Origin of the sequence: Streptomyces sp. MspMP-M5 (assembly GCF_000373585.1) — a bacterium.
GTDB lineage: Bacteria > Actinomycetota > Actinomycetes > Streptomycetales > Streptomycetaceae > Streptomyces.
This window is the reverse complement of sequence record NZ_KB891892.1, coordinates 30,447-52,832: the sequence shown is the minus strand read 5'-3', so window position 1 is coordinate 52,832 and position 22,386 is coordinate 30,447. Positions and strand designations below refer to the sequence as shown.

The window sequence follows — 22,386 nt, the reverse complement described above, 5'->3', positions numbered from 1 at the left end:
AATGCGGTGTCTGCGCGCGGGCCTGCTGCGCAGCGGTCCGTACGCACCGACCCGACGTCTACGATCGTGACACAGCGCACTGACAACGCCCGTCGGCGCCCAACCCTCGCCCTGGTAACGGCAGTTCCCTCCCGGGCAGTCGAAATGTCCAGCCGTCAGCCACGGAGGCGCTCACCTTCCCCCACGGCGGCGCCCCCACCACCTACCGCCCGACCGCCCGACACGGAACTGCTGCGGCGCCTCCGCACCGCCGACCGGAGCCGGGAGCGCGGGGGCGACGGCCGGGTCGTCCGGTCCGGCCGGTGGTGATGCGGGCTGCGCGGGCACGGAGACGGAGACGGGCGAATCCTGTGGTGTGGACGGATCCTGTGGTGTGGACGCGTCCTGTGACGTGCACGGGTCGGTCGGTGCGGTGGCGGCCGGTGGGCGTGGCTCGGGTCGGGGTGCGGTGCGGTGGGCCTCGGCGCGTACGAGGGCGGCGAGGGCGGCGAAGACGTCGGCGGGCATGCCGGAACTCCTGCGGTGCGGGATGTCGTGGACGCTGCTGCGGCAGGCCGCGACCTCCCCTTCGGCCCTGTGGTGCGGGGGCGCGCGGGGAATGGTGGTACGCGGCCGGGCGCGCTCAGCAGCGCAGAACGGTCACCCGCGCGGGCAGGCCGGTGGCGGCAGACGGGAGGGCGGCCCAGAAAGCGGCGCGTCCCGGTGCGGCCAGGGGCTCTTCGACATGGGATTCCCGCAGGGCCTTGCCGTTCGGCCCGGACGGCACGTGGTGACGCAGATGGCAGGCGGTGGCATGGCACAACCGCCGGAAGCCGTTGCCCGGATGGTGGTGAGCGATGCCCTCCGTCGATGTCAGCACATGACTCGTGGTGTCGCAGATCCGGTCCGCGGCACTGGTGACGGACGGAGCGTCGACGCGGGTGGGGCACCGGCCGGCCCGGACGTCCGCCGCGTCGGCGTAGCCGGTGGTGAGCGCAGCGAACAGCAGGGCGAGCAGCCCCAGGAAAAACAGCATGCGGCGACCGCCGGACGCCGCGGAGCGGCCGGTGTCGACGGTGTGACGCATGCGGATCTCCCAACGCTCTTCCGAGAAGAAATTCCCCTGGGAGAGATCGGGACATTCGGGAGACACGGGAAAGAGTCGGTTATTCCACTCGTTCCGGCTATGTGTCGTATGCGTGACCCCACCGTGGCGGCGTGCGCCTCAGTGGCGAGCGACGGCATACGGCGTCATCGAGGCGGACGCCGCTCACCGGCGAAACCTGCGCCGGCCGCGCCGGCCGCGCCGGCCGCGCTACCTCAACGCCGCCGGGCGACTGCCACGTTGACGCACCCCACCGGCCTTCGTCACTCGCTTTCCCGGGCGCGGGCGTAGTAGTGGGAGAACCGCTCCAGCGGCTCGCCCTCCGCGTTCCACGGCCAGGGCGTCCCCACACCGCCGGTGGCGCGCAGCACGTTCGCGGCCTCGCCGGGGCGCGCCGCCTTCATCAGCGCATACGCCAGCAGGTTCAGGTCGGCGAGTGCCTGCGCATGATGGAGGAAGCCCTGGCTCGGCCAGTAGTGCGCCGCGTGGTCGAGCACCGTCACGGCGTCGTGCCGGCGCCAGAACTCGCCCGCGCCAAGCGCCGTGACCCCTCCGGGGCCCATGGTCCGCTGGTGGTTGCGGACCAGGGCGGTGAGTTCCAGGCCGGCCGCGGGAGCGTTGGTGGGCATCGCGGAGCGGACGCTGTCGAGCAGGTCGAGGACCTGGCTGCTGGAGCCGCACTCGTCCGGCGAGAGGTAGCCCAGTGCCTGGAGGTGGGCCTCCCGGTTCCACGGGTCGCGGGCCTTGATCTCGCGCCAGATCGCGGCCAGTTCGGCGGACGGGCGGCGCTCCAGGCGGAGGATGGCCAGATGCAGGGTCCAAGGCGTGGGGTCGGCGGGCAGGAGTTCGGCCGCGCGGTGGCAGGTCTGCCGGGCGGCGTCCAGGTCGACGGCGGAGCCTTCCTGGCGGGCCTGCAGCAGGTCCGACCAGGCATGCAGCAGCAGGGCGTCCTGGTTGTGCGGGTTGTGCTCGCGCCAGATGCCGGGCAGGGCCCGTCCCGCGGCCGCGGCCAGGACGCGCAGACGGTGCGCTTTGCGATCCCAGTCGTCGCCGACGTCGCTGAGCACGTCCGCCATCAGGGCCATGACAGGCGTGTCGAGCGAACCGCGGTCCCAGCAGGTCTCGACGCGTCGCCTGACCTGTCCCAGGGCGGCGTCGTCGAGTTCGGGGAGCATGCGGGGACGGCTGCCTTTGCGGCGTCTGAAGACGGGCATTCCGCGGTGGCCTTCCGGATGAGGTGCGAATGGACGGAGTTCCGGCATCGTACGGGCGACGGTCGGCCACGCAATCCGCCGCCCGCACTCCGAGACGCACCCGATACCCGGGCGCGTCCATTTCGATCCCAGAACATACTTGTCCAGAACCTTCACCCGCGTGGCACATACTTTCAACCAGTTTGTAAAAGCCTGGCCATGAATTGATTACCTTTGTGCATGCGGTGACACCGGCCTCAGTCGCGAACGATCACCGGTTCCTCATCCGGGGAAACCCGGGCGTACCGCACCGGCCCGGTCAGCGGCACCCCGCCCACCGTCGGCGAACGTGCCGGCTCCGCGCCGAGCGCCACCACCACCCAAGTACCGCCGGGAAAACCGGCGATGACGGTGGTCCCCTCGACGGTGCATCGTACGACCGGAGGCATGGGGTCCGCGCCACGGCCGGTGAGACCGACCAGGGCGACGTGCACAGTCCGGGCCGTCGCGCGCCGGCCGACGGCATACGGGACGGCGGTGTACCGGCCGAAGGCGCTGGTGCCCTCCGCGGTCGCCACGTCGAGCCGCGTATGGCCGGCGAGGGAGACGAATGTGCTGGTCAGGCCGTTGTCGGCGGCGGCTTCGGCCCGGTGGTCGACGAACCGGACGCGCGGGGGCCGGTCCCCCGCGAGCTGCCACCCGCTGTCGTGCAGCGGCAGGTACGGGGGCGCATCGACGAGATGGGCGCGCAGTTCGAACGCGCCCCAGACCACGCTCGCGGTCTCGATCCGGGCCTCGGTGTCTGTCCAGTCATGCCGGTCCGCTCGAACTTCTTGGCGAGCGAGATGCTGCCGCGCTGGTCGATGCCAGGCAGGTTGGTGCCAGGACGCGGCACAGTGGTCGTGGAAGTGCAGGCGGTGGATGCGCGTGCGGCGGGACAGGCCCAGCTCGGGGTGGTGGAGCGCCACGTGGTTGTCGGCCAGGAGACGAGGGGATGCGTCGGCCAGGTGGCACGGGCCGGTCGCCGTGGAGTAGGCGAACCGCGAGTAGAGCGGATCCCCGGTTGTCCGGATCGCCGTGTAACGGCCTGCCGCCCGGCGGCCCCGCGCCTGGTCGCCACCGTCGTCGGCCGTCGCGTAGTTGTCGCTGCCGTGGTTGAGGAGCCGCACCACGCCGTCCGCGCGGGTCGCCGAGATCAGGAAGCCGGGGACGGGCAGGGCCCGGATCCGGTCGCCCCGTTCGACGGGCAGCGGCTCCTCCGGCTCCGTCCAGCACGGGTGGTCGGCCGGCAGCAGCAGGCCGAGGAATGCCTTGGCGAGCCAGTACGGGGACGCCGGGCCGGAGTAACCCTGCACCAGTGGTGGGTACGGCCCGTACCAGCCGAGGGTGGGGATGCCGTTCCGGTCACGGAAACCGCGGTCGGTGAAGTGCCGCAGGGCACCACTGGCCAGTCGCCGGGTCTGGCCCGGTCCGAGCGGGGTCGCGTCGACCAGTGCGCCCAGCCACGGGGCGGTGGCCGCCGCGAACCGGTAGATCAGCGAGCGGCCCTGGTGCACGGGGGCGCCGTCCGCGCCGAAGAACAGCGCGTAGTCGGTGAGGAAGCGCCGCAGTCGCGCCTTGAGGGTCGTTCGATCCATTCGATCCGTGGCACGCTCGCCGGCCATCGAGGACCACAGGAGGGGGTAGGTGTGCAGGGCCCAGCCGTTGTAGTGGTCGAAGTTGTCGGCGGTGCGGGCGTCGCCGCCATCGCGGTACCAGCCGTCGCCGACGTAGAACTGCTCGATACGTGCCAGGTCGTCGTCCATCGCGGCGCGGTCGTGGGCGGCTCCGACACTCGCCAGGAACTCGCCGACGATCACCCGGAACATGTGCCAGTTGTTGTCGGGTATCCGCAGCCCCCAGGCACCCTGCAACCACGTGACGACCCGCTCCTGCACCCCGTCCGGCAGCTGATCCCACAACCACGGCCGCGTCAGGTGCAGCCCCAGGGCCAGGGAGCACGCCTCGACGAGGGTCTGCCGGCACTCCTGGCCGAGTGCCGGCCACGCCTCGGAATGTCCGGGGTCGGTGCCGGCGCCGATGCCCGCCGCGTAGCGCTGGAGCAGGCCGGCAGGCGCCTGTCCTGCGCAGCCCGCGGTGCGGAAGGCCAGCAGGAGGAACGTACGGGCGAAGCCTTCGAGTTGGTCGGAATCGGTGCCGGAGGACGACGGCCTGCCGGGCAGCACGAGGCGTGCGCCGGACGGCGAGGCGAACCGGTGCGCGTCCGTCAGCAACCGGTCGGCGAGGGCCAGCCAGTGCGCGCGACCGTATCCCGTGAAGGGCGAGAGCGTGCGGTCCTCAGGTGGCAGTGACGGTCCGGTCCCGCTCGTACGCGGCATGGGGCTCCTTGAGTCCGGTGCTCTGCGGTGGTGTGGTGGTCGTCGGGTCGCCGTGCGGCAGGTGTCGGGTGTGCCCCGCGTCAGCATGGCCGCCTGCCGGCGAAGGCCACAAGCACCCGAAACGGACGGGACGCGGGAGCCCCGGGCCAGCTGCCTCGCACGCCGGCCGACCCGTCGACGTCCTTCGAAGGAAAGGCTGATGAGGTTGTCCAGCAGTACGGAGCAGGAACCGAACGACCGTCAAGTGAGGGGAAATCAGGAGGAGTTGGACGTGTCTGAGGCGTCCGAGGATCAAGAGACGTCACCGACTTCGGAGGAGCTGCGGCTCGCCGTGGTGGGGCTCGGGATGCGTGGGACGCTCGGCGGGCATGTGGCCGAGGAGCGTCTGCGGGCGCGGGTGGTGGCGGTGTGCGACCCGGTCGCGGCTCGCCGGGAAGGAAGCCGGGAACTGTACCCGGGGGCCGAGCGGTACGCCGACCACCGCCCGTTGCTCGATGCGGGGCTGGACGGGGTGATCCTGACGACGCCGGACGACACCCACGAGCAGCTGGCCGTCGACTTCCTGACGGCCGGCGTCGCGGTGTTCGTCGACAAGCCCCTGGCGATCACCACCGCCGGATGCGACCGCGTACTGGAGACGGCGCGACGCACCGGCACCCGGCTCTACGTCGGCCACAACATGCGGCACATGCCGGTCATCCGGACCATGCGCGACCTGGTCCGCAAGGGCACCATCGGCGAGGTCAAGGCCGTCTGGTGCCGTCATTTCGTCGGCCACGGCGGGGACTTCTACTTCAAGGACTGGCACGCGGACCGGCGTCGGACCACCGGTCTGCTGCTGCAGAAGGGGGCGCATGACCTGGATGTGATCCACTGGCTGGCCGGCGGCTACACCGTGCGGGCCCAGGCGATGGGCGGGCTGACCGTCTACGGCGACATCACCGCGCGGGGCGGGCAGGGCGAGCGGACGCTGGCCGAGTGGTTCGATCCCGAGAACAACTGGCCACCCACCTCCCTGACCGGCCTGAACGACGTGGTCGACGTCGAGGACCTGTCGATGATGACCATGCGCCTGGACAACGGGGTGTTCGCCACGTACGAGCAGTGCCACTACACGCCCGACTACTGGCGCAACTACACCGTCATCGGCACCCACGGGCGGCTGGAGAACTTCGGTGACACCGAGGGGGCGGTGGTCAAGGTGTGGAACGGCCGGCGCAGCGGCTATCGCGCGGACGCCGATCTGGTCGTCGAGGTGCCCTCGGACGACGGCGGGCACGGCGGGGCCGACCCGCGACTGATGGCCGAATTCGTGGGCTTCGTACGCGACGGCGGGCACACGCTCACCTCACCGGTGGCGGCCCGGCAGGCGGTGGCGGCCGGCTGTGCCGCCACCGCATCGCTGCGTGCCAACGGCGTACCCGTCAATGTGCCCGCATTGTCACAGGAGTTGGCCGACCATTTCTCCACCAATGGCCAGGGAATGTGAGGTGAAATCCGTATTTCGCGGAGGCAAAGCCTTCGTAGTGTGCAGATCGGTGGATTCCTTCGGCGGGTGCGGCTCGGTGTGAATCACGTCCCATTGTGGCCATTGGTGCGGCATGGACACCGTAGGGCGGCTGATGTGGGTAGCAATGACCTGGACGACCACGGGGATTCCGGAATCCGGGTTGCTGTGCCTCTCGGCCGACACACATGCCTTGATGCCCGGCAATCCGGTTCGGAATGCCCCGTGACCATCGAGCGAAACACACAAAAGGAGCGAGGGAATCATGGGCATGGGAAAAGTCATGGGCAGCAGAGCCGCGCTGGTACTGGGGCCCGTGCTGGGCGCGTTGGTGGCACTGCCGCTCCCCGCGCAGGCGGCCGTTCGCCCGGAATCACTGCCGAGCAAGAGCGAATGGCTCAAGGACGTCGCTCCGGTCGCCGCCTCCCTCCAGGACTACCTGACGCACCGTCTGGCCGGGGGAAAGAGCAACGAGAAGCCGGCGATCGTCCTGGACATCGACAACACCTCCCTGGCCACGCACTACGACCGGGGGAAGCCGATCGAGGCGATCCTCAAAGCCACGGAGTATGCGCACGAACACGGCGCGGCGGTGCTGTTCGCGTCCTACCGCGACCCCAACGAGCAGGACGCCACGACCCGGGAACTCACCGCGGCCGGCTACACCGTCGACGGCCTCTGCCTCAAGCCGCACGGCGACAGCCCAGGAAAAGCGCAGGTCAAGCTCGGCTGCCGGAAGAAGTACGAGTCGCAGGGCTACACCCTCGTCGCCAACGTCGGGAATCGCAGCACCGACCTTGAGGGCGGACATTACGAAAAGGGCTTCAAGCTGCCCGACTACGACGGGCAGTTGAGCTGATTGCCGGACTCCCGGACCCTCTCCTGGACCTCGGACTCCCGGATTCCGCTGTCCCCGACTTCGCAGCACGCGTCATGACTTGTGAGTGTGGGCCCACCAAGCACGGTGGGCCCACACTCATGTTGAATTCCAGGCAACCGTATCGATCGCTACGCATCCGCCTCGACGATGCGCACCGCCCGGGACGGGCAGAGCAGACCGGCCTCGCGTGCCGCCGTACCGTCGTCGCCGGCCGGGGCGGACTCCAGCACCGTGACGATCCCGTCGTCGTCCTGGTCGAAGACGCCGGGGGCGGTCAGCGCGCACAGTCCGGCGCCCACGCAGACCGTCCGGTCGGCACTCACTCGCATGGTCATCGCACTCCCCCTTCCTCTCCCCGCGTCACCAGGCGACCAGAAGCTCGTTCACGCCCTGGATCGTGGTGCCCGGTCGCAGCTTCAACTGGTCCACGGGCGTGGCGAGTCGAAGTGTCGGCACGCGGTCCATCAGCGCGTTGAGGATGACCTCCAGCTCCAGGCGCGCGAGGTTCTGCCCCAGGCACTGGTGCACGCCGAAGCCGAAGGACAGGTGGTGGCGAGCGGAGCGGCGGACGTCGAAGGCGTCCGGGTCCTCGTACACCGTGCCGTCCCGGTTGGCTATGGAGTTGATGACGAGCACGCCCTCGCCGGCCCGGATGAGTTGGCCCTCGATCTCGATGTCGGCGGTGGCGACGCGGCCACCCGCGATGTCCGCGATGGCCAGGTAGCGGAGCAGTTCCTCCACCGCACCGGGAACAAGGCTGCGATCGTCGCGCAGGGCCGCGTACTGCTCGGGGTGTGCCAGCAAGGTGATCGCGCTGAGCGAGGTCATCGAGGCGGTGGTCTCGTGGCCGGCTACGAGCAACAGCAGCGCCGTGGAGATCAGTTCCTCTCGGTCGATCTCGCCGTTGGCGAGCTGCTCGGCGACCAGGCTGCCCACGAGGCCCGAGCCGGGCTCGGCCTGGAAGGCGGTGATGAGGCCGTCCATGTAGTGCCGGAGGTCGTCGCGTGCCGCGGCGGCACTCGCCACGTCCGTGGACTGCACCAGGCGCCTGCTCGCGTCCTGGAAGAAATCGTGGTCGGCGTAGGGCACGCCGAGCAGCCGGCAGATCACCATGGACGGCACCGGCAGCGCGAACCGGCTGACCAGATCGGCGGGCGAGCCGGCGGCGAGCATCTCGTCGAGGAAGCCGTGCACGATCTCCTCGACCTCGGGGCGCATGCCCTTGATCCGCTTGACGGTGAACTCGCTGATCGTCATCCGTCGCGCGACGCCGTGCTCGGGCGGGTCCATGCCGATGAACGCCGGGCGGCTCTCCCGGGCGATCTCGAAGCGCGGTGAGGTGGCAGGGAAGTTGGCGTCGGCGCGGTCGGAGGACAGGCGCGGGTCGGCGAGCAGCTTGCGCGCGGCCTCGTGCTTGGTGACCACCCATGCCTGGCGACCGTCGTAGAGGGTCACCCGGTGCAGCGGGCCGGGAGCGTCCCGGAGCTGGGCATAGCCCGGCGGTAACTGGTACGGACAGGTCCGGTCGCTCGGGAAGGCGGGCGCTTGGGTTGCCTGGGGCGTGGTGGCGATATCGGCCATCGGTCCACTCCGAATCGAAAAGCTCATGGTTAAAGAACGCGGTGTTCTCTAATTTGGAGAATAGACTGGGCCCATAGAGAACACAACGGTCTCTACGAGACATCTTCGGGAGTCACGCTGTCACCCCACGCCGATCCCACCGCCGCACCCGCCGCCGACCACCGCAAAGGCCCCCGCCGCCGCGGCGCGGAGCTGGAGAAAGCCATCCTGAGGGCGACCCTGGAGGAGCTCAGCGAGACCGGCTACGCCCAGCTGACGATGGAACGGGTGGCCAGTCGGGCCCGCACTGGCAAGGCCGCCCTCTACAGACGCTGGTCCAGCCGTGCCGAACTGGTCATGGACGCCTGCCGGTCGACCGGCCTGACCGCCGTCGAGGCGCCCGACACCGGCGCCCTGCGCTCGGACGTGATCGACCTGATGCGGCACCTCGCCGCCAAGGTGGCCAGCCCGCTCGGCGGCATCCTGCGCGGCCTGCTGGCCGAGATGACCCGCGACCCCGACTTCGCCAAACTGGTCCGGGAAAGCGTCCACACCGTCGGCCCGGCGGCCCTGCGGACCATCCTGGAACGCGCGGTCGAACGCGGCGAGATCCAGCCCTGGATCCTGGACTCCCGGCGCGCCACGGTCGCCACCGACCTCCTGCGCAACCAGTTCCTGCTCTTCGGCACACCCGTCGCGGACGACGTCATCACCGACATCGTCGACGACATCTACCTCCCCCTGATCCTGCATCCGGCCCCGAAACGCGCGGACGACGGGACTTCGGACTCACTCACCTAGGGAACCACACCGCCCCAGGCTGCCCCACGAGTTGACTCTCACATCGATGTGAGGCCCTAGCGTCCCCGGCATCAGCAGGCGCCCGCCACGTCCGTTCGCGGGGCCACACGAGATGACAGGGAGCATGCCATGACCACCAACCGTCCGCTCGACGGGAAGATCGCCCTGGTCACCGGAGGCAGCCGAGGCATCGGCCGGGCCATCGCCGAACGCCTCGGGCACGATGGCGCCGCGGTCGCCCTGACCTACGCCCGCGACGAAGCGGCGGCGGACGAGACCGTCGCACGCATCCGCAAGGACGGCGGCCGGGCGGTCGCGCTGCACGCCCCGCTCGGCGCCCGCGGCGATGCCGCGGCGCTGTGGTCGGCCTTCGACGCTCGCATCACGGAGCTGTCGCCCGACACCGGCACGGCGGTCGACATCATCGTCAACAACGCCGGTATCGGCATGCATGTGGCGCTTTCCGCACTGACCGAGGACGACTTCGACAAGGTCTTCGCGGTGAACGTCCGCGCGCCGTTCTTCGTCGTCCGGGAAGGGCTCACGCGGCTGCGCGACGGCGGCCGGATCATCAACGTCTCCAGTGCCGCGGGCCGCCTCGCCATGCCCGTCGCCATGGCCTACGGCGCGACCAAGGCCGCCCTCGACAACTTCACCCTCAACCTGGCCCAGGAACTGGGCGCCCGGGGGATCACCGCGAACGGGGTCGCCCCGGGGGTCATCGACACCGACGTCAACGCCGACTGGCTGCGCGGCAATCCGGCCGCGGAAGCGGATGCGGCCGCCCGCGCCGCGCTGGGCCGGGTCGGCCGGCCGGACGACGTCGCCGACATCGTCGCGTTCCTCGCCTCGCACGACTCCCGCTGGATCACCGGCAAGGTGCTCGACGCGACCGGCGGGGTCCGGCTCTGACGGGCCATCAGCCAGCTGGTGCGCTCCCACGGGAACGGCGGCGGCCCGCCGTTCGAGGGACTACGGGCGCGGCGACGGGTCGCGGGCCGGGTGTCTGCCGTTACGAAGGGACCGACCCTGCGCCGCCGGGGCGCTCCGCCCGCACGGTCGGCGTACGACTCGGAACGAAAGGACCCCACGTGTCCGCACCGACCGCGATCGACCACCGTGCGAGAGCCGGCTACAGCCTGCCGTTGGCCTACTGGCTGGCCCAGGCATCGGATCTCGCCTACAAGGACGAGGCCACCATCGAGTCCCGGGCACGCGACTGGGGCTTCGACCAGGTGCGCCACCATCAGACACGGTTCACGCCGCCGTTCCCGCTGGAGGACACCCAGGCGTACACCGCGGCCAGCGACCACATGATCATCACTGCCTTCCGCGGCACCGAGCCGGCGCAGATCCGTGACTGGCTGTCCGACGCCAGCACTCCCCCGTGGCCCGGCCCGGCCGAGACGGGCTACGTCCACTACGGATTCGCCGAGGCCCTCCAGTCGATCTTCCCGGATGTCAAGGAAACCCTGGCGGAGCTGCGCACCGACAACCAGACCGTGTGGTTCACCGGGCACAGTCTCGGCGGTGCGCTGGCCATGCTCGCCGGCGCGCGGATGTACCTGGAGGAGCCGCGGTTGCAGGCGGACGGCGTCTACACCTACGGGCAGCCCCGCACCTGCGACCGCATCCTGGCAGCCGCGTACAACAAGGGCTTCAAGAACCGCATGTACCGCTTCGTCAACAACAACGACATCGTTGCGCAGCTGCCTCCCGAGCCGGTCTTCACGCACGTCGATGCGCTGCGGTACATCGACTCGGGCGGCAGGCTGCACGAGTCCATGGGGCTGCTCGGCGGCATGGCGGACCGTGCCAAGGGGCTGACCGCGGACGCGTTCGCGCCGGCCTCGGACGGACTCCGGGACCACTCGATCAAGCGCTACATCGCCGCCATCGAGCAGAACCTCTCCTGACGGTCGGTCAATTGACGGCCGGCTCGGGCCGCGAGGGGTTCGCGGCCCGAAGGGCGACCGGGGGGGGGCGGTCGCGGCGTCCGTCAGGCGGTGTTGAGGCTGGTGTGGTTCCACCAGCCCTGGCGACCGACGATGAAGTCCACCGTCTGGTTGCCGGCGCTGATCTTGCCCTGGTACTGCTGGTCCTTCTTCAGCAGGCTCTCCTTGATCACGCCGTGGGGGTCGTTGATCGAGTCGATGACGACCGGCGGGACCTGCTTCAGCGTCGCGTCATCGATGGACTGCTTCGTCGTCACGGTGATGACCTCGTCCCAGTTCGGGCGCTCGGCGAGTTGGTGGGCGAGGTGGACCTCCTTGCCCGCACCGAACGCCAGGTAGGTGAGGCGCTGGGGGTAGGGCAGGGGCCGGTCCGCCATGTCCCGGAAGTACAGGACGTCCTGCGGCCGGCACGTCACCGGTACCGGCGCCTCGGTCGGGGTCATCTGCTCGAACTTGCGGCTGCCGTCGTTCTGGACCACCACCCGCTCCAGGTAGACCCGGAATTCCTTGCCGTTCTTGAGCTCCGGCAGCTCGAAGTGGTGCGGGCAGCGCAGGGCGTAGAAGACCCGCTTGTCCTCGTTCTTCTTCAGGTCTTCCAGGTACATCTTCTTCAGGTCGTCGCCCTCGATCTCGAAGGTGAAGACCGCCTGGTAGTGGTGGCCGAGGTCCGGGTTGTAGAGGGACAGGTGGTAGAAGAACAGCTTCTCCTTGCCCAGGATCAGGAAGCGGTGGATGTGCTCGTGGCCGCCGTGCTTGGGCGATGCGTAAGGGGTGTTCATAGGGCGTGACTGCCTTTCGCTTTCGTGGGGTTGGGGGTGGGATGCCGCCTGGCCCAGAAGGGGTGGTCGGCCCATCGGGTCTCCTGGGCGTGGACGGCGCGGTGGCCGTCCAGGTAGGCGGCACGTGCGGTGTCGACCTTCGCCGCGTAGTCGGCCAGTGCCGTGCCATCGCCGCGCAGGTGGCCGTCGACCGCCTCGCCCGCGCTCAGCCCGGTGTAGAGGGCGGTCAGGATGCCCTGGGAGCTGAGCGGGTCGAAGGCGGCGGCCGCGTCTCCGGCGGCGGTCCAGCCGTCCCCGTGCACCCGGTCCAGATGGGCGGTGTGCGCGGGGGCGCGGCGGGGCGGCCGGAGGGCGCCGAGCCCGTGCGGACGAGCCCGGCGGGAGACGTGCCGGGTGGCCAGCAGCCGGTCGCGGAACCCCTCGGCGCCGCGGACGGCGGCGAGGGGCAGGTCGGGGTCGGTGAAGTAGGCGACCAGGCGCTGCCGGGAGGGCAGCAGGGCGGTGTACCACCAGCCGTCCTGGTCGGACTCGACCAGTGAACGGCCGTCGGTGGCGCCGTCCCGCGCCGGGTCGAGGAGAACGTGCAGGGCGGTCAGCCGGTCGCCGGTCCGGCGGCGGGCGCCGGCGCGGACGGCGAGTGCGGCGCCCCGGCCGGTGGCGTCGACCAGCCACCGGCAGCGCACCGTGCGCTCGCCGCCCCGGGTGCCGCGGTCGCGCAGGGAGACCCGCCAGCTGTCATCGGGCTGCCGGACGGGGCCCCGTACGGCGGTGCGTTCGGCGACGTCCGCGCCCGCGGCCCGGGTGGCCGCCCGCAGCCGTCGGTCGAACAGCGCGCGATCGAGATGCCATCCGTGGCCGTGGGGGTCGCGGAGGAAGTCCACCTCGTGCAGTGCGGACGAGCCCCAGGCCGACTGGTTGCCGTGGCAGGGCAGATGGCCACTGCCCAGCACCGGGCGCTCGACGCCGAGGTCGGCCAGGATCAGCCGCCCCACGGAGACCAGCGCCTCGCCGACCTTGGGCGGGCCGGTGCCGGCGTCGGCCAGCAGCACCCGGTGCCCCGCCCGGACGAGGGTGAGCGCGGCGGCGCAGCCAGCCGGCCCGCCGCCCGCGACCACCACGTCATAGGTGGGCGCGGGGCTCAGCGGTTCTCGGCTCACTGGCTCTCGGCTCACTGGTTCTCGTGGAACGGGTCGAGCTTCTCCAGGTAGCCGGCGGCGATCGCCGTCTCGTCGTAACCGGTCAACTCCTTGGCCTCCTCGACCGCCTGTTGGACCAGGGCGGACTCGACGTCCTCGGCGGAGAGGGCGCCGCGCCAGGTGCCGGCGGCCGCGGCCAGCTGGGGCACACCGGCCTCGGGCACATGGATGTTGATGAGGTTGGCGTGGTCGGGGACCGGGCCGTAGCCCGGCTCGGACTCGACCTGCATGTACTTGGGGAACTTGTCGTCGCCGACGGTGTATTCGTGGGGCTCGACGATGCCGAACTTGAACCAGTCGTCGATCATCTGGCGGCGCTGCTTGTTGTAGGACACCTTCTTCAGGCCGCGCAGCCAGACCGCCCGGTTCTCGAACGCCTTCTCCCTGGCGGTGTCGTCGCCGCCGCCCGGCTTGGTGTTGACGGTGTCGAAGTCGGCCTTCTTCAGGACGTGGTTGGGCATCTGGGCGGGCCAGAAGGTGGGCAGGTAGGGGCTGTAGCGCGGGCCGAGCTGGCTCACCACCTGGTAGCCGAAGCGGCAGCTGGCGGTGTCGCACTGCCAGGGTGCGGCCATCCAACGGGTGAGGTCGCCGGGGCCCTGCGCGTAGAGCGGGCCGTTCTTGCCCAGCATCTCGTCGACGGTGAACTCGTCGCCGTAGTCCGGCTCCTGGGTGCCCTCGGCGCGGTGCAGGATGCGGAACGGCTCCGAGAACATGGTCTTGTGGCGGACCGGCCAGGTGACCTCGCTGCCGGGGTGGAAGGCGTCGGCGGCGCAGTTGTCGAGTGCGGCGCGGTCCAGCAGGCCGGGCTGTTGGGCGACGGGGGCCTTGTCCACGTCGGGGTGGCCGGTGCGGGCCGCCCCGGGGACGAAGTCGCCGTCGGCCCACCGGGCCAGGATCCGGTCCTGGGTGGGCGAGAGGGCGAGGTGCTGCCGCACGGAATCGGGCTTCTTGGCCGTCATGGCGTCGCCGTACAGCCATGGCCAGGGCACCGGCGACATGCCGTCCCGGTCGTAGTCGCGCATCTGGTGGTAGATCTGGCGGCGCAGGTCCCGGCTGGTCTCACTGGTGTCGTTGAGGCGCTTGCGCATGGCCCGGTCGAGGAAGTGGTACGGGCCCTTCCAGCCGAACTGGGTGGCGAAGCCGTGGTTGACCCACTGCAGTTCACAGAAGCGGGCCAGCAGTGGTTCGACGTCCTCCGGGTAGGAGGGCGGGTCCTTCAGTTCCAGGGTCTGCTCGGTGACGAACACGTCGAAGAGCAGGTCGTAGAGGGTGCGGATGGTCTTCACGCCGGGGGCGTAGTGGGGCGGGCCGACGACTACCCAGGCCGGACTGGCGGTCTTGGTCACGCCTCCGATGGTCACCTCGGCGGTGATCGGGCCGTCCGAGACGTTGTCGTACCAGGTGTCGTTGTTGGCGACACCGGAGATGGGGTTGTTCTTCTCGTCCCAGGAGGCCGATGCACCGTCTCCGCCGGTCACGACCAGCCGACCGCCGGACTCGGCGAACGCCTGGCCGAGCTTGATCGGCTTCCCCATGATCTCCCCGGCGAGGGTGAAGGGCTTCTCCTGAGGCACCTCGATGGCCTGCCGGCCGGAGTCGATGACGAGCTTCTTGCGCTCCTCGCCCTTCACGCCGGCGTTCCGCCGACGCCGCATCTCCGGCTTCAGCTTCGTCGGGTCCTTGGCCTCCGGGATGTCGAGCGGGAAGTGGAACTGGTACCAGGCGGCCTTCTTGTTGGCCAGGTGCACCGACCACCGGATCTCGGTGACGTCGTCCTGGCCCATCTTCAGTTCCCGGACGACCTCGCCGGCCTTGTTGTAGCCGTACAGCCGGAAACGCGCGGCCTGCTTGATGATCCTGCCTGAGCTGTCCTTGTACGAGCCGGGTGGCAGCGGCGGCTGGTCCGGCGACTCCGGCCCGATGAAGGCCGTCTGGTCGCTGTTGCCGACCCGGGCTATGCCGATGGCGGGGTGGATCTTTACCTGGGCGATCTGCTGATCCATTACGGGACCTCATAGTGGAGTGGTGTCTATAGCCCCCTCAGTTACGTAATAGTCGTTACCTTCGGATGCCCCGGCGATCCGGCCGCGTCCTAACGGGTACACCGTTCACTCCGTTGCGCCGCCGCGCCGGAGAGGACGGCTTCCCGGCGCGGCGACGCGGGGCCGGACGGGTGGTCTCGCCCCTCCGGTCGGGTGCTGCGGGTGAGGCGGACGATTGCGGCGCGGTCAGGCGGTGTTCGTCACCGTGGCGAGCCGCCGGCCGGAGACCGGGTAGACCGGCGACCGCGTCGACGGGACCGTCCGCGTAGGCGTCCCCGTCGGGGTGGACGGCATGCACCGTCAACCAGGCCACGGAGAACCGCAGTTGTCGCAGCTCACGCCGGGTCTCTTCACTCCCGGGTCGGCGGTCGGTCGACACCGAGTCCGATCGTATGTCAAGCAACTGACGTGAAACCGGGCGCGCTTGTGCCGTGGCGGAGCCGCTCCGGCCCGCGGCGCGGACCAGCTCAACTGATCGAGTGCACTCCGGGTCAGGTCGTCGTTTCGGGGGCGCGAGCCGGATACCCTCCGCGCCATGGGGACCTTCGCCGACGAAGCCCGGTCACGGCTGGCGAATCTGCTGCGCATGGCAGGGAACAGCGAGCGGGACCGGGCGCTGATCATCGCGTATGTGGAGTCCACGCCCGAGCCGCCGCCGCTCGGGCCGCGCGGCATCCACACCAGCGGCTGCCCACTGTGCCGGAACACCATGTGGGGCCAGCGCGATCGGGACGGGCATCCGATCGCCGTCTGTGCGCGGTGCGGATTCGTCAAGGAGGCCGACTGTGGACTGTCCTGACTGTCGCTTGCCGATGCTTCAGCCCGACCCGCAGAGTAATCGACACTGGTGTTATCGATGCGGTCGCGTTGCGGCGACCGGTGAGACCCCGGACGACATCACCCTTCGCGAGCGGTGTCGCCAGGAGGCGTTCGTCCTGCTCGACTACGCGATGGCGCTGCGCGGCAGGTGCCGCATGCGCTCCCCGAGGGAGGATCTGCCCATGGGCCAGCTCATTCAGACCCGAGGCTGCAGCAAGTGCGGCGGCACCATGTACCGGACGGTCGAGACGGACCGGGACGGGAACCCGACACAGGAGAGCCAGTTCGTCTGCTCCGCCTGTGGCCACATTGAATGACGGATCGTCAGTTTACCGCTGCAGACCTGCTGTTGACGGTGCGTGCCAGGTCGTAGGGGCAGGGTCCCCCTCGTTCGGAGTGGTGGGAGGGGCGGGGTCGAGATGCGCAGCAGCAGCGCGTGCAGGGTGGTGCGTTCGCCCTCCGCCAGGGGTTGGAGCAGTTGGCCGGTGACGTGGCGGCTCATCCGGTCGGTGTCGCGCAGGAACGCCCGTCGGTGAGGACCACGACGCGGCTGCGGCGGTCGCCGGCCGCGGCCGGTCCCGAGACACCGACCGGCTTCGCGGGCTCACCGCCGGGCGAGGGCGCGGTCGGTGAGCGCCGCCGCCGCGCCGGTGTAGTGCGCCGGGTCGGTGAGGGAGACCAGGTCAACGCCCCTCAGGGCGGGCTCGGAAGAGAGTGCCTGGGCGAGACTGCCGCCGCTCGTGCGGACGGTGTGGGCGGCCTCGCTCAGCAGGTCGCGGGCGCGGGCCCGGCCCAGCCGGGCGGCCAGGACGGCCGTCAGCCGCTCCGAGACCACCATTCCCCCGGTCAGATCGAGGTTGGCCCGCATCCGCTCCGGGTGCACCCGCAGGCCGGTGGCGAGTTCCCCGGCGTCCCGGGCCGCTCCACCGACCAGTCGGAGCAGATCCCGCAGGGTCTCCCACTCCGCATGCCAGGCACCGGCGGGGCGCTCGTCCTCCGCAGCGACGCAGCCGTACAGCACGGCGGCCAACGCGGGCGCCCGGCGCGCGGCGGCGGCCAGCAGCGTGGCCCGGACCGGGTTCGCCTTGTGCGGCATGGCCGACGAACCGCCGCCGGCGCCCTCGCTCAACTCGCCGATCTCCGTGCGGGAGAGCACCAGGACATCGGCGGCGAGCTTGCCCAGCGCCCCGGCGGTGAACGCCAGGGCTCCGGCCAGATCGGCAACCGGGGTGCGCAGGGCATGCCAGGGCAGCGCGGGCTCGGCAAGCCCGACTTCGCGGGCGTAGGCACCGGCCAGGGGAAGCGTCGATTCGGCCGGCACCGGGCCCTCGTCCGCCGCCTCCACCGCCGCCTCCGCGTACGCCTGGAACGCCGCCAACGTGCCAGCGGCGCCACCGAGTTGGGTCGGCAGGCTGCGGCGTACGGCACCCAGACGGTCCCGGGCATCCAGCACCAGACTGCGCCACCCCGCGGCCTTGAGTCCGAAGGTCGTGGGGACGGCGTGCTGGGTGAGGGTGCGGCCCGGCATGGGGGTGTCGCGGTGCGCGGCGGCGAGACGGGCCAGGGCGCCGGCCGTGCGCTCCAGGTCGGCCAGGACCGGCCGTGTCGCCCGGTGGGCGACCAGCATCGACGCCGTGTCGAGTAGGTCCTGACTGGTGGCGCCGCGGTGCACATACGGCGCCTGGGCGTCGGGCACCGCCGCGGTCAGCGCGGCGACCAGCGGGATGACCGGATTGCCGCCGGCCCGGGCCCGCAGTGCGAGATCGCGTACGTCGAAGCGGTCGGCGCGGGCGGCCTCGGTGACCGCGTGGCCCGCCTCCTCCGGCGCCAGGCCGACGGCGGCCTGCGCCCTGGTGAGGGCGGCCTCCGCGTCCAGCATCGCCTGGAGGAACGCGGTGTCGCCGGTGGCCTCCTCGGCCGCCGAGCCCACACGCACCGGGTCGAGCAGGCCGGCGTCTCGGTCGTCGCTCATACACACTCCACGCACACCGTCTCCGCCGCACCGTGCAGCCGGATGTCGAAGCGAAGGGTGCCCCGCGGTTCCCCGGTGGCCACCAGCGTCGCGCGCCGTTCGGGTGGCAACGCGGCCGGCAGCGGATCACCGGCCGGCACACCACCGCACAGCAGGCACCGGGCTCCGTCGCACTCCGCTCTCATCAGCGCCCCTTCTCGATCCAGGTGGCGGTGGGACCGTCGAGGACGATGTCCCAGTGGTAGCCCAGGGACCACTCCGGCACCGACCGGCCGTGGTCGTAGCGGGCGACCAGCCGTTGCCGCGCGGCGTCGTCGGTGACGGACTGCAGGATGGGATCGTGGCGGAAGAGGGGGTCGCCGGGGAAGTACATCTGCGTGATCAGCCGCTGGGTGAACGCGGTGCCGAAGAGCGAGAAGTGGATATGGGCGGGCCGCCAGGCTCCGGTGTGGTTCCGCCAGGGATAGGCGCCGGGTTTGATGGTGGTGAAGGTGTAGCCGCCGTCGTCGCCGGTCAACGTCCGGCCGACGCCGGTGAAGTTCGGGTCGAGCGGCGCGGGGTGCTGGTCTTGCCGGTGGGCGTAGCGCCCGGCGGCGTTGGCCTGCCAGATCTCGACCAGCTGGCCCCGCACGGGCCGGCCGGAGCGGTCGAGCAGCCGGCCGCTGACGGTGATGCGCTGGCCGAGCGGTTCGCCGGGGTGCCGGCGGGTCAAGTCGTGGTCGAGTTCGGTGACATCGGTGCGGCCGAAGGCGGGCGAGGCAAGTTCGACGGCCTCGCGGTCCTGCCGCAGTGCCACCTGGACCAGGGGGTGCCGGGGATGGCGCAGCGTGCTGGAGCGGTACGGCGGGTAGTTCCGGGCCGGATGCGCGGTGCGCGGGGCGCCCTCGGCGACGGCCTGCCCGTACGCCTCCCGCTCCCGCGCGATCTCGCGGTCGATCTCGCCTTGGGTGGCCGTCATGCGTGCTGAACTCCCTTGCTTCCGTGACACGGCACCCGTACCGGCGCGCCCGTCTTCGCGACGATCTCCTCGACCGTGACACCGGGCGCCCGCTCGACGAGGACGAAGCCGCCCTGCGCGAGGGCGAGGTCGAACACGCCGAGATCGGTGATGACGCGGTCCACGCAGGCCCGTCCGGTCAGCGGGAGCGTGCACTCCTCGACGAGCTTGGCCGAGCCGTCCTTGGCGGTGTGGGTCATGGCGACGAGGACGGTGCGGGCGCCGTGCACCAGGTCCATGGCACCCCCGATCCCGGTGATCAACGTGCCGGGGACGGCCCAGTTGGCGAGGTCACCGCGCTGGGACACCTGCATGGCGCCGAGCACCGCGACATCGATGTGGCCGCCGCGGATCATCCCGAAGGACAGGGCGGAGTCGAAGTAGGCGGCGCCGGGCAGGACGGTGACGGTCTCCTTGCCGGCGTTGATGAGATCCGGGTCGATCTCGTCCTCGGTGGGATACGGCCCGGTCCCCAGGATTCCGTTCTCCGACTCCAGGATCGCCTCCACGCCCTCGGGAAGGTGGTGGGGAATGAGGGTCGGCAGCCCGATGCCGAGGTTGACGTACTGGCCGTCCCTCAGCTCGCCGGCCGCCCGCGCGGCCATCTCCTCACGGGTCCACGGCATCAGCGGGCCTCCGTTCCCGGGTCTCCGCTACGGCGACGGTGCGCCGTTCGATGTGTTTGTCTGCGGCCTGTTCCGGGGTGAGCGCCACGACGCGCTGGACGAAGATGCCCGGCAGATGGACCTGGTCCGGATCGATCTCGCCGGGCTCGACCAGCTGCTCCACCTCGGCGAGGGTGACGCGTCCGGCCATCGCCGCAAGGGGGTTGAAGTTCCGGGCGGACTTGGCGAAGACCAGGTTGCCGTGCCGGTCGCCCTTGGCCGCCCGGACAAGGCCGAAGTCGGTGCGGATCCCCCGCTCCAGCACGTAGCGGTGCCCGTCGAACTCCCGCACCTCCTTGGCCGGCGAGGCCACTGCGACTCCGCCGGCGCCGTCGTACCGCCAGGGCAGCCCGCCGTCGGCGACCTGGGTGCCCACGCCCGCCGGGGTGTAGAAGGCGGGGATACCCGCGCCCCCGGCGCGCAGCCGCTCGGCGAGCGTCCCCTGCGGGATCAGCTCGACCTCCAGCTCGCCGGCCAGGTAGCGGCGCGCGAACTCCTTGTTGGCTCCGATGTACGAACCGGTGACGCGGGCGATCCGGTCCGCGGCGAGCAGCACGGCCAGGCCCCGTTCCATGGCACCGCAGTTGTTGGAGACGACGCCGAGGCCACCGACCCCCGTCTCGTACAGGGCCTGAAGGAGTACCTCCGGCACGCCGCTGAGCCCGAAACCGCCGACGGCCAGCGACGCCCCCTCCCCCACATCGGCCACCGCCTCGGCAGCCGAGGCCACCACCTTGTCCATCCCACTCCTCCCCGGTCCCGAGTGCCCGCCCCCGAGCGCCGCCACAGTGTCAGCGCTGCGCCCGGAGCAACAGTCAGCAGGACGACAGCCAGCAGCACCGACTCTGTGAAATAATCAGTGCACTGACTATCGGCTGGCAGTTCCGAAGCGTGACATGATGAGCAATCGAGGGCAAGGCCCTCAGTGCAGAGAGCATCGGCGAGAGGAACAGGACCCCACCGTGCCCGCGCTCGACCTCAGCACCCACCCCGGCCACCTGGCCCGGCGGCTGCAACAGGCACACACGCTGCTGTGGACCACGGTCGTGTCGGAGGACGTCACCTCCCCGCAGTTCGCCGTGCTCAACACCCTGGTCGGTGAGGACGGCCTCGACCAGCGGACGGTCGGCGAGCGGGTCGGCCTCGACCGCTCCACCATCGCCGAGGTGGTCCGCCGCCTGGCCGCGCGCGGCCTGGTCGACAAGGTCCGCGACTCCCGGGACGGCCGGCGCTCCGTGCTCCGCCTCACCGACGAGGGCACCAGGCTGCACCGCCGGCTCGCCGGACGGACCGCCCGGATGAACCAGATCTTCCTGGCTCCGCTGGACGCCCAGGAGCGCTCCACGTTCCTGGAGTTGCTGCAGCGGGTTGCCGACGCGGCCGAGGGGCTGCGCAACCCCGCCGCGAAGCCGGCGACGAGTCCGGCGCCCTGAGCCATCCGCGAGAACCGGCCGGCACACAACCGGACCCGCCCCGTCCCGACCGGGTGACCGGTGGGGACGGGGCGGGTCCGTAGTCTGACAACCGCGGCTCACACGCCGGCAGCGGTGGCGTCAGCGGCGGCCTTCGTGGCCGTGGTGCTTCTCCTTGTGCTTCCCGCCGTTGACGCAGACGTTGCCGAAGGCCGGGTTCAGCAGGGCCAGGCCGTCGACCGTGTTGCCGCACACGTTGATGGGAACGTCCACCGGGATCTGGATGAGGTTGCCCGACAGCACGCCAGGCGAACGGACGGCGGCGCCCCCCGCGTGACTGTCGGCGAAGGCTGCCGAACTCCCGCCCAGCGCGGTCCCGGCCGCGAGCACGGCCATGGCGGTGATCCGAGTGATCCGTGACATTCCGAACCTTTCGCTCAGTCCAAGCGACCCAACGCCGCTCACTTCTCCTCCCTTCGGCATACGGAACATCACCATTGAGCCAGCAGCTGGCAATTCCCTCTTTCGCGTCGTTTCAGCGACGCCGCCACCGCATCACTCCGTGCCCAGCGGCCCCGCCCGTCAACATGCCATCGACGCGTGGCAGTACGTGCAGAACGCGACCCCCTGGTACTCGGCGGGCCGCCCGCAGTCGGGGCAGACCTCGTCCAGCCAGCACGCGGCCTCGCCGCCCTCCTCCCGAAAGGCGTCCGCCGCACCGGTCCGCAGCCGCCCCGCCAGGACCCGGGCGTGGCTGAGGTGTAGCGGGGTGACGGCGGTCTGGAGGATCAGCGGCCCGCCGCGCGCCAGTCCGTGCAGGCGCCGGAGGCCGGCGGCACGCACCGGCTCGGCCAGCTCGCGCTCGTAGCGGCGGGCGAACGCCGGGTACCTGGCCTCCTGGACTCCGTACCAGCGCCGCAGCGCGGCCGACGGCGCGACGGCCGCCAGCCAGACGTCCGGGTAGGTGATCCCGGAGCGGCGGCCCAGCGGCAGGCTGCGGTCGACCAGCACCCGGGTTCCGGACCACCGCCGCGACGTGGCATACATCGATTCCGCCCAGACCCTGCGGGTAGCCTCACCTGCGGTCTGGCCGTGGCGTTCCGGTCGTTCCTCACCGCTCACCGGTCGAACTCCCTGTCATCAGGC

The 22,386-nt window shown here is 70.9% G+C and carries 22 protein-coding genes; 7 read left to right on the top strand and 15 right to left on the bottom strand.

The window, feature by feature from the left end:
• Positions 1–171: 171 nt before the first annotated feature.
• From B073_RS46460 to B073_RS40300, 4 genes are all read right to left on the bottom strand, one after another.
• Positions 172–507, bottom strand: coding sequence for a hypothetical protein (locus tag B073_RS46460; RefSeq protein ID WP_158690151.1), 336 nt, complete (start codon positions 505–507; stop codon positions 172–174).
• A 115-nt stretch (positions 508–622) separates the two neighbouring features.
• Positions 623–1,066, bottom strand: coding sequence for a hypothetical protein (locus B073_RS0118160; RefSeq protein WP_018539506.1), 444 nt, complete (start codon positions 1,064–1,066; stop codon positions 623–625).
• 281 nt (positions 1,067–1,347) lie between these two features.
• Positions 1,348–2,298, bottom strand: coding sequence for a hypothetical protein (locus B073_RS0118155; protein WP_018539505.1), 951 nt, complete (start codon positions 2,296–2,298; stop codon positions 1,348–1,350).
• 236 nt (positions 2,299–2,534) lie between these two features.
• Entirely contained in the window at positions 2,535–4,655 is a 2,121-nt protein-coding gene (locus B073_RS40300) for a DUF2264 domain-containing protein (protein WP_018539504.1), read from the bottom strand.
• Between the two features lie 271 nt (positions 4,656–4,926).
• Here B073_RS40300 and B073_RS0118145 point away from each other — a divergent pair, with 271 nt between their 5' ends.
• Together B073_RS0118145 and B073_RS0118140 are read left to right on the top strand one after the other, a co-directional pair.
• The gene (locus tag B073_RS0118145) at positions 4,927–6,144 is read left to right on the top strand and encodes a Gfo/Idh/MocA family protein (protein ID WP_018539503.1); all 1,218 of its coding nucleotides are present in this window, start codon (positions 4,927–4,929) and stop codon (positions 6,142–6,144) included.
• A gap of 283 nt (positions 6,145–6,427) precedes the next feature.
• On the top strand, positions 6,428–7,021 hold the full coding sequence (locus tag B073_RS0118140) for an HAD family acid phosphatase (protein ID WP_234025116.1): 594 nt from the start codon (positions 6,428–6,430) through the stop codon (positions 7,019–7,021).
• Between the two features lie 149 nt (positions 7,022–7,170).
• Here the strand turns inward: B073_RS0118140 and B073_RS0118135 are convergent, their stop codons facing one another.
• Both B073_RS0118135 and B073_RS0118130 read right to left on the bottom strand, forming a co-directional pair.
• Entirely contained in the window at positions 7,171–7,371 is a 201-nt protein-coding gene (locus B073_RS0118135) for a ferredoxin (protein ID WP_026247498.1), read from the bottom strand.
• Positions 7,372–7,402: 31 nt separating this feature from the next.
• Positions 7,403–8,623 (bottom strand): cytochrome P450, encoded by a 1,221-nt coding sequence (locus B073_RS0118130; RefSeq protein ID WP_018539500.1) that lies wholly within the window; start codon positions 8,621–8,623, stop codon positions 7,403–7,405.
• Positions 8,624–8,740: 117 nt separating this feature from the next.
• Here B073_RS0118130 and B073_RS40295 point away from each other — a divergent pair, with 117 nt between their 5' ends.
• From B073_RS40295 to B073_RS0118115, 3 genes are all read left to right on the top strand, one after another.
• Positions 8,741–9,403, top strand: coding sequence for a TetR/AcrR family transcriptional regulator (locus B073_RS40295; RefSeq protein ID WP_037812014.1), 663 nt, complete (start codon positions 8,741–8,743; stop codon positions 9,401–9,403).
• A 129-nt stretch (positions 9,404–9,532) separates the two neighbouring features.
• Positions 9,533–10,315: an SDR family oxidoreductase gene (locus B073_RS0118120; protein WP_018539498.1), complete on the top strand. Its 783-nt coding sequence runs from the start codon at positions 9,533–9,535 to the stop codon at positions 10,313–10,315.
• Between the two features lie 179 nt (positions 10,316–10,494).
• Positions 10,495–11,319 carry a lipase family protein gene (locus B073_RS0118115; protein WP_018539497.1) on the top strand — a complete coding sequence of 275 codons (825 nt, stop codon included), beginning with the start codon at positions 10,495–10,497 and terminating at the stop codon, positions 11,317–11,319.
• Positions 11,320–11,402: 83 nt separating this feature from the next.
• Here the strand turns inward: B073_RS0118115 and B073_RS0118110 are convergent, their stop codons facing one another.
• Genes B073_RS0118110 through B073_RS0118100 form a run of 3 tightly spaced genes read right to left on the bottom strand, consistent with a single transcriptional unit; the run spans position 11,403 to position 15,336 of the window.
• Positions 11,403–12,137: a hypothetical protein gene (locus B073_RS0118110; RefSeq protein ID WP_018539496.1), complete on the bottom strand. Its 735-nt coding sequence runs from the start codon at positions 12,135–12,137 to the stop codon at positions 11,403–11,405.
• On the bottom strand, positions 12,134–13,294 hold the full coding sequence (locus B073_RS0118105) for an FAD-dependent monooxygenase (RefSeq protein ID WP_018539495.1): 1,161 nt from the start codon (positions 13,292–13,294) through the stop codon (positions 12,134–12,136). Before B073_RS0118105 ends, B073_RS0118110 begins: the two co-directional genes overlap by 4 nt.
• Before the next feature lie 11 nt (positions 13,295–13,305).
• Positions 13,306–15,336: a LodA/GoxA family CTQ-dependent oxidase gene (locus B073_RS0118100; protein WP_018539494.1), complete on the bottom strand. Its 2,031-nt coding sequence runs from the start codon at positions 15,334–15,336 to the stop codon at positions 13,306–13,308.
• A 574-nt stretch (positions 15,337–15,910) separates the two neighbouring features.
• Between B073_RS0118100 and B073_RS0118095 the strand changes: the two genes are divergently transcribed.
• Entirely contained in the window at positions 15,911–16,174 is a 264-nt protein-coding gene (locus B073_RS0118095; RefSeq protein ID WP_018539493.1) for a hypothetical protein, read from the top strand.
• A 624-nt stretch (positions 16,175–16,798) separates the two neighbouring features.
• On the opposite strand, the gene pcaB is transcribed toward B073_RS0118095, so the two are convergent.
• The 4 genes from pcaB to B073_RS0118065 form a co-directional block, all read right to left on the bottom strand.
• Entirely contained in the window at positions 16,799–18,166 is a 1,368-nt protein-coding gene (pcaB, locus tag B073_RS0118085; RefSeq protein WP_018539491.1) for a 3-carboxy-cis,cis-muconate cycloisomerase, read from the bottom strand.
• Positions 18,167–18,350: 184 nt separating this feature from the next.
• On the bottom strand, positions 18,351–19,124 hold the full coding sequence (gene pcaH / locus B073_RS0118075; protein WP_018539489.1) for a protocatechuate 3,4-dioxygenase subunit beta: 774 nt from the start codon (positions 19,122–19,124) through the stop codon (positions 18,351–18,353).
• On the bottom strand, positions 19,121–19,789 hold the full coding sequence (locus B073_RS0118070; RefSeq protein WP_018539488.1) for a CoA transferase subunit B: 669 nt from the start codon (positions 19,787–19,789) through the stop codon (positions 19,121–19,123). Before B073_RS0118070 ends, pcaH begins: the two co-directional genes overlap by 4 nt.
• A complete protein-coding gene (locus tag B073_RS0118065) occupies positions 19,773–20,570 on the bottom strand; it encodes a CoA transferase subunit A (protein WP_018539487.1) in 798 nt (265 codons plus the stop codon). Before B073_RS0118065 ends, B073_RS0118070 begins: the two co-directional genes overlap by 17 nt.
• 220 nt (positions 20,571–20,790) lie before the next feature.
• Between B073_RS0118065 and B073_RS0118060 the strand changes: the two genes are divergently transcribed.
• Positions 20,791–21,261: a MarR family winged helix-turn-helix transcriptional regulator gene (locus B073_RS0118060; protein WP_018539486.1), complete on the top strand. Its 471-nt coding sequence runs from the start codon at positions 20,791–20,793 to the stop codon at positions 21,259–21,261.
• Positions 21,262–21,381: 120 nt separating this feature from the next.
• On the opposite strand, the gene B073_RS0118055 is transcribed toward B073_RS0118060, so the two are convergent.
• Positions 21,382–21,663 carry a chaplin gene (locus B073_RS0118055; RefSeq protein ID WP_018539485.1) on the bottom strand — a complete coding sequence of 94 codons (282 nt, stop codon included), beginning with the start codon at positions 21,661–21,663 and terminating at the stop codon, positions 21,382–21,384.
• A gap of 159 nt (positions 21,664–21,822) precedes the next feature.
• Positions 21,823–22,287, bottom strand: coding sequence for a DUF488 domain-containing protein (locus tag B073_RS40290; protein WP_051094054.1), 465 nt, complete (start codon positions 22,285–22,287; stop codon positions 21,823–21,825).
• Positions 22,288–22,386 lie beyond the last annotated feature (99 nt).

Excerpts from the sequence above, each read along its gene's own strand:
- B073_RS0118055 (WP_018539485.1), bottom strand. The coding sequence starts at position 21,663 with ATGTCACGGATCACTCGGATCACCGCCATGGCCGTGCTCGCGGCCGGG.
- B073_RS46460 (WP_158690151.1), bottom strand. The coding sequence starts at position 507 with ATGCCCGCCGACGTCTTCGCCGCCCTCGCCGCCCTCGTACGCGCCGAG.
- B073_RS0118110 (WP_018539496.1), bottom strand. The coding sequence starts at position 12,137 with ATGAACACCCCTTACGCATCGCCCAAGCACGGCGGCCACGAGCACATC.
- B073_RS0118155 (WP_018539505.1), bottom strand. The coding sequence starts at position 2,298 with ATGCCCGTCTTCAGACGCCGCAAAGGCAGCCGTCCCCGCATGCTCCCC.
- pcaH (WP_018539489.1), bottom strand. The coding sequence starts at position 19,124 with ATGACGGCCACCCAAGGCGAGATCGACCGCGAGATCGCGCGGGAGCGG.
- B073_RS0118135 (WP_026247498.1), bottom strand. The coding sequence starts at position 7,371 with ATGCGAGTGAGTGCCGACCGGACGGTCTGCGTGGGCGCCGGACTGTGC.
- B073_RS0118095 (WP_018539493.1), top strand. The coding sequence starts at position 15,911 with ATGGGGACCTTCGCCGACGAAGCCCGGTCACGGCTGGCGAATCTGCTG.
- B073_RS0118160 (WP_018539506.1), bottom strand. The coding sequence starts at position 1,066 with ATGCGTCACACCGTCGACACCGGCCGCTCCGCGGCGTCCGGCGGTCGC.
- B073_RS40300 (WP_018539504.1), bottom strand. The coding sequence starts at position 4,655 with ATGCCGCGTACGAGCGGGACCGGACCGTCACTGCCACCTGAGGACCGC.
- pcaB (WP_018539491.1), bottom strand. The coding sequence starts at position 18,166 with ATGAGCGACGACCGAGACGCCGGCCTGCTCGACCCGGTGCGTGTGGGC.
- B073_RS0118140 (WP_234025116.1), top strand. The coding sequence starts at position 6,428 with ATGGGCATGGGAAAAGTCATGGGCAGCAGAGCCGCGCTGGTACTGGGG.
- B073_RS0118065 (WP_018539487.1), bottom strand. The coding sequence starts at position 20,570 with ATGGACAAGGTGGTGGCCTCGGCTGCCGAGGCGGTGGCCGATGTGGGG.
- B073_RS0118070 (WP_018539488.1), bottom strand. The coding sequence starts at position 19,789 with ATGCCGTGGACCCGTGAGGAGATGGCCGCGCGGGCGGCCGGCGAGCTG.
- B073_RS0118100 (WP_018539494.1), bottom strand. The coding sequence starts at position 15,336 with ATGGATCAGCAGATCGCCCAGGTAAAGATCCACCCCGCCATCGGCATA.
- B073_RS0118120 (WP_018539498.1), top strand. The coding sequence starts at position 9,533 with ATGACCACCAACCGTCCGCTCGACGGGAAGATCGCCCTGGTCACCGGA.
- B073_RS0118130 (WP_018539500.1), bottom strand. The coding sequence starts at position 8,623 with ATGGCCGATATCGCCACCACGCCCCAGGCAACCCAAGCGCCCGCCTTC.
- B073_RS40290 (WP_051094054.1), bottom strand. The coding sequence starts at position 22,287 with ATGTATGCCACGTCGCGGCGGTGGTCCGGAACCCGGGTGCTGGTCGAC.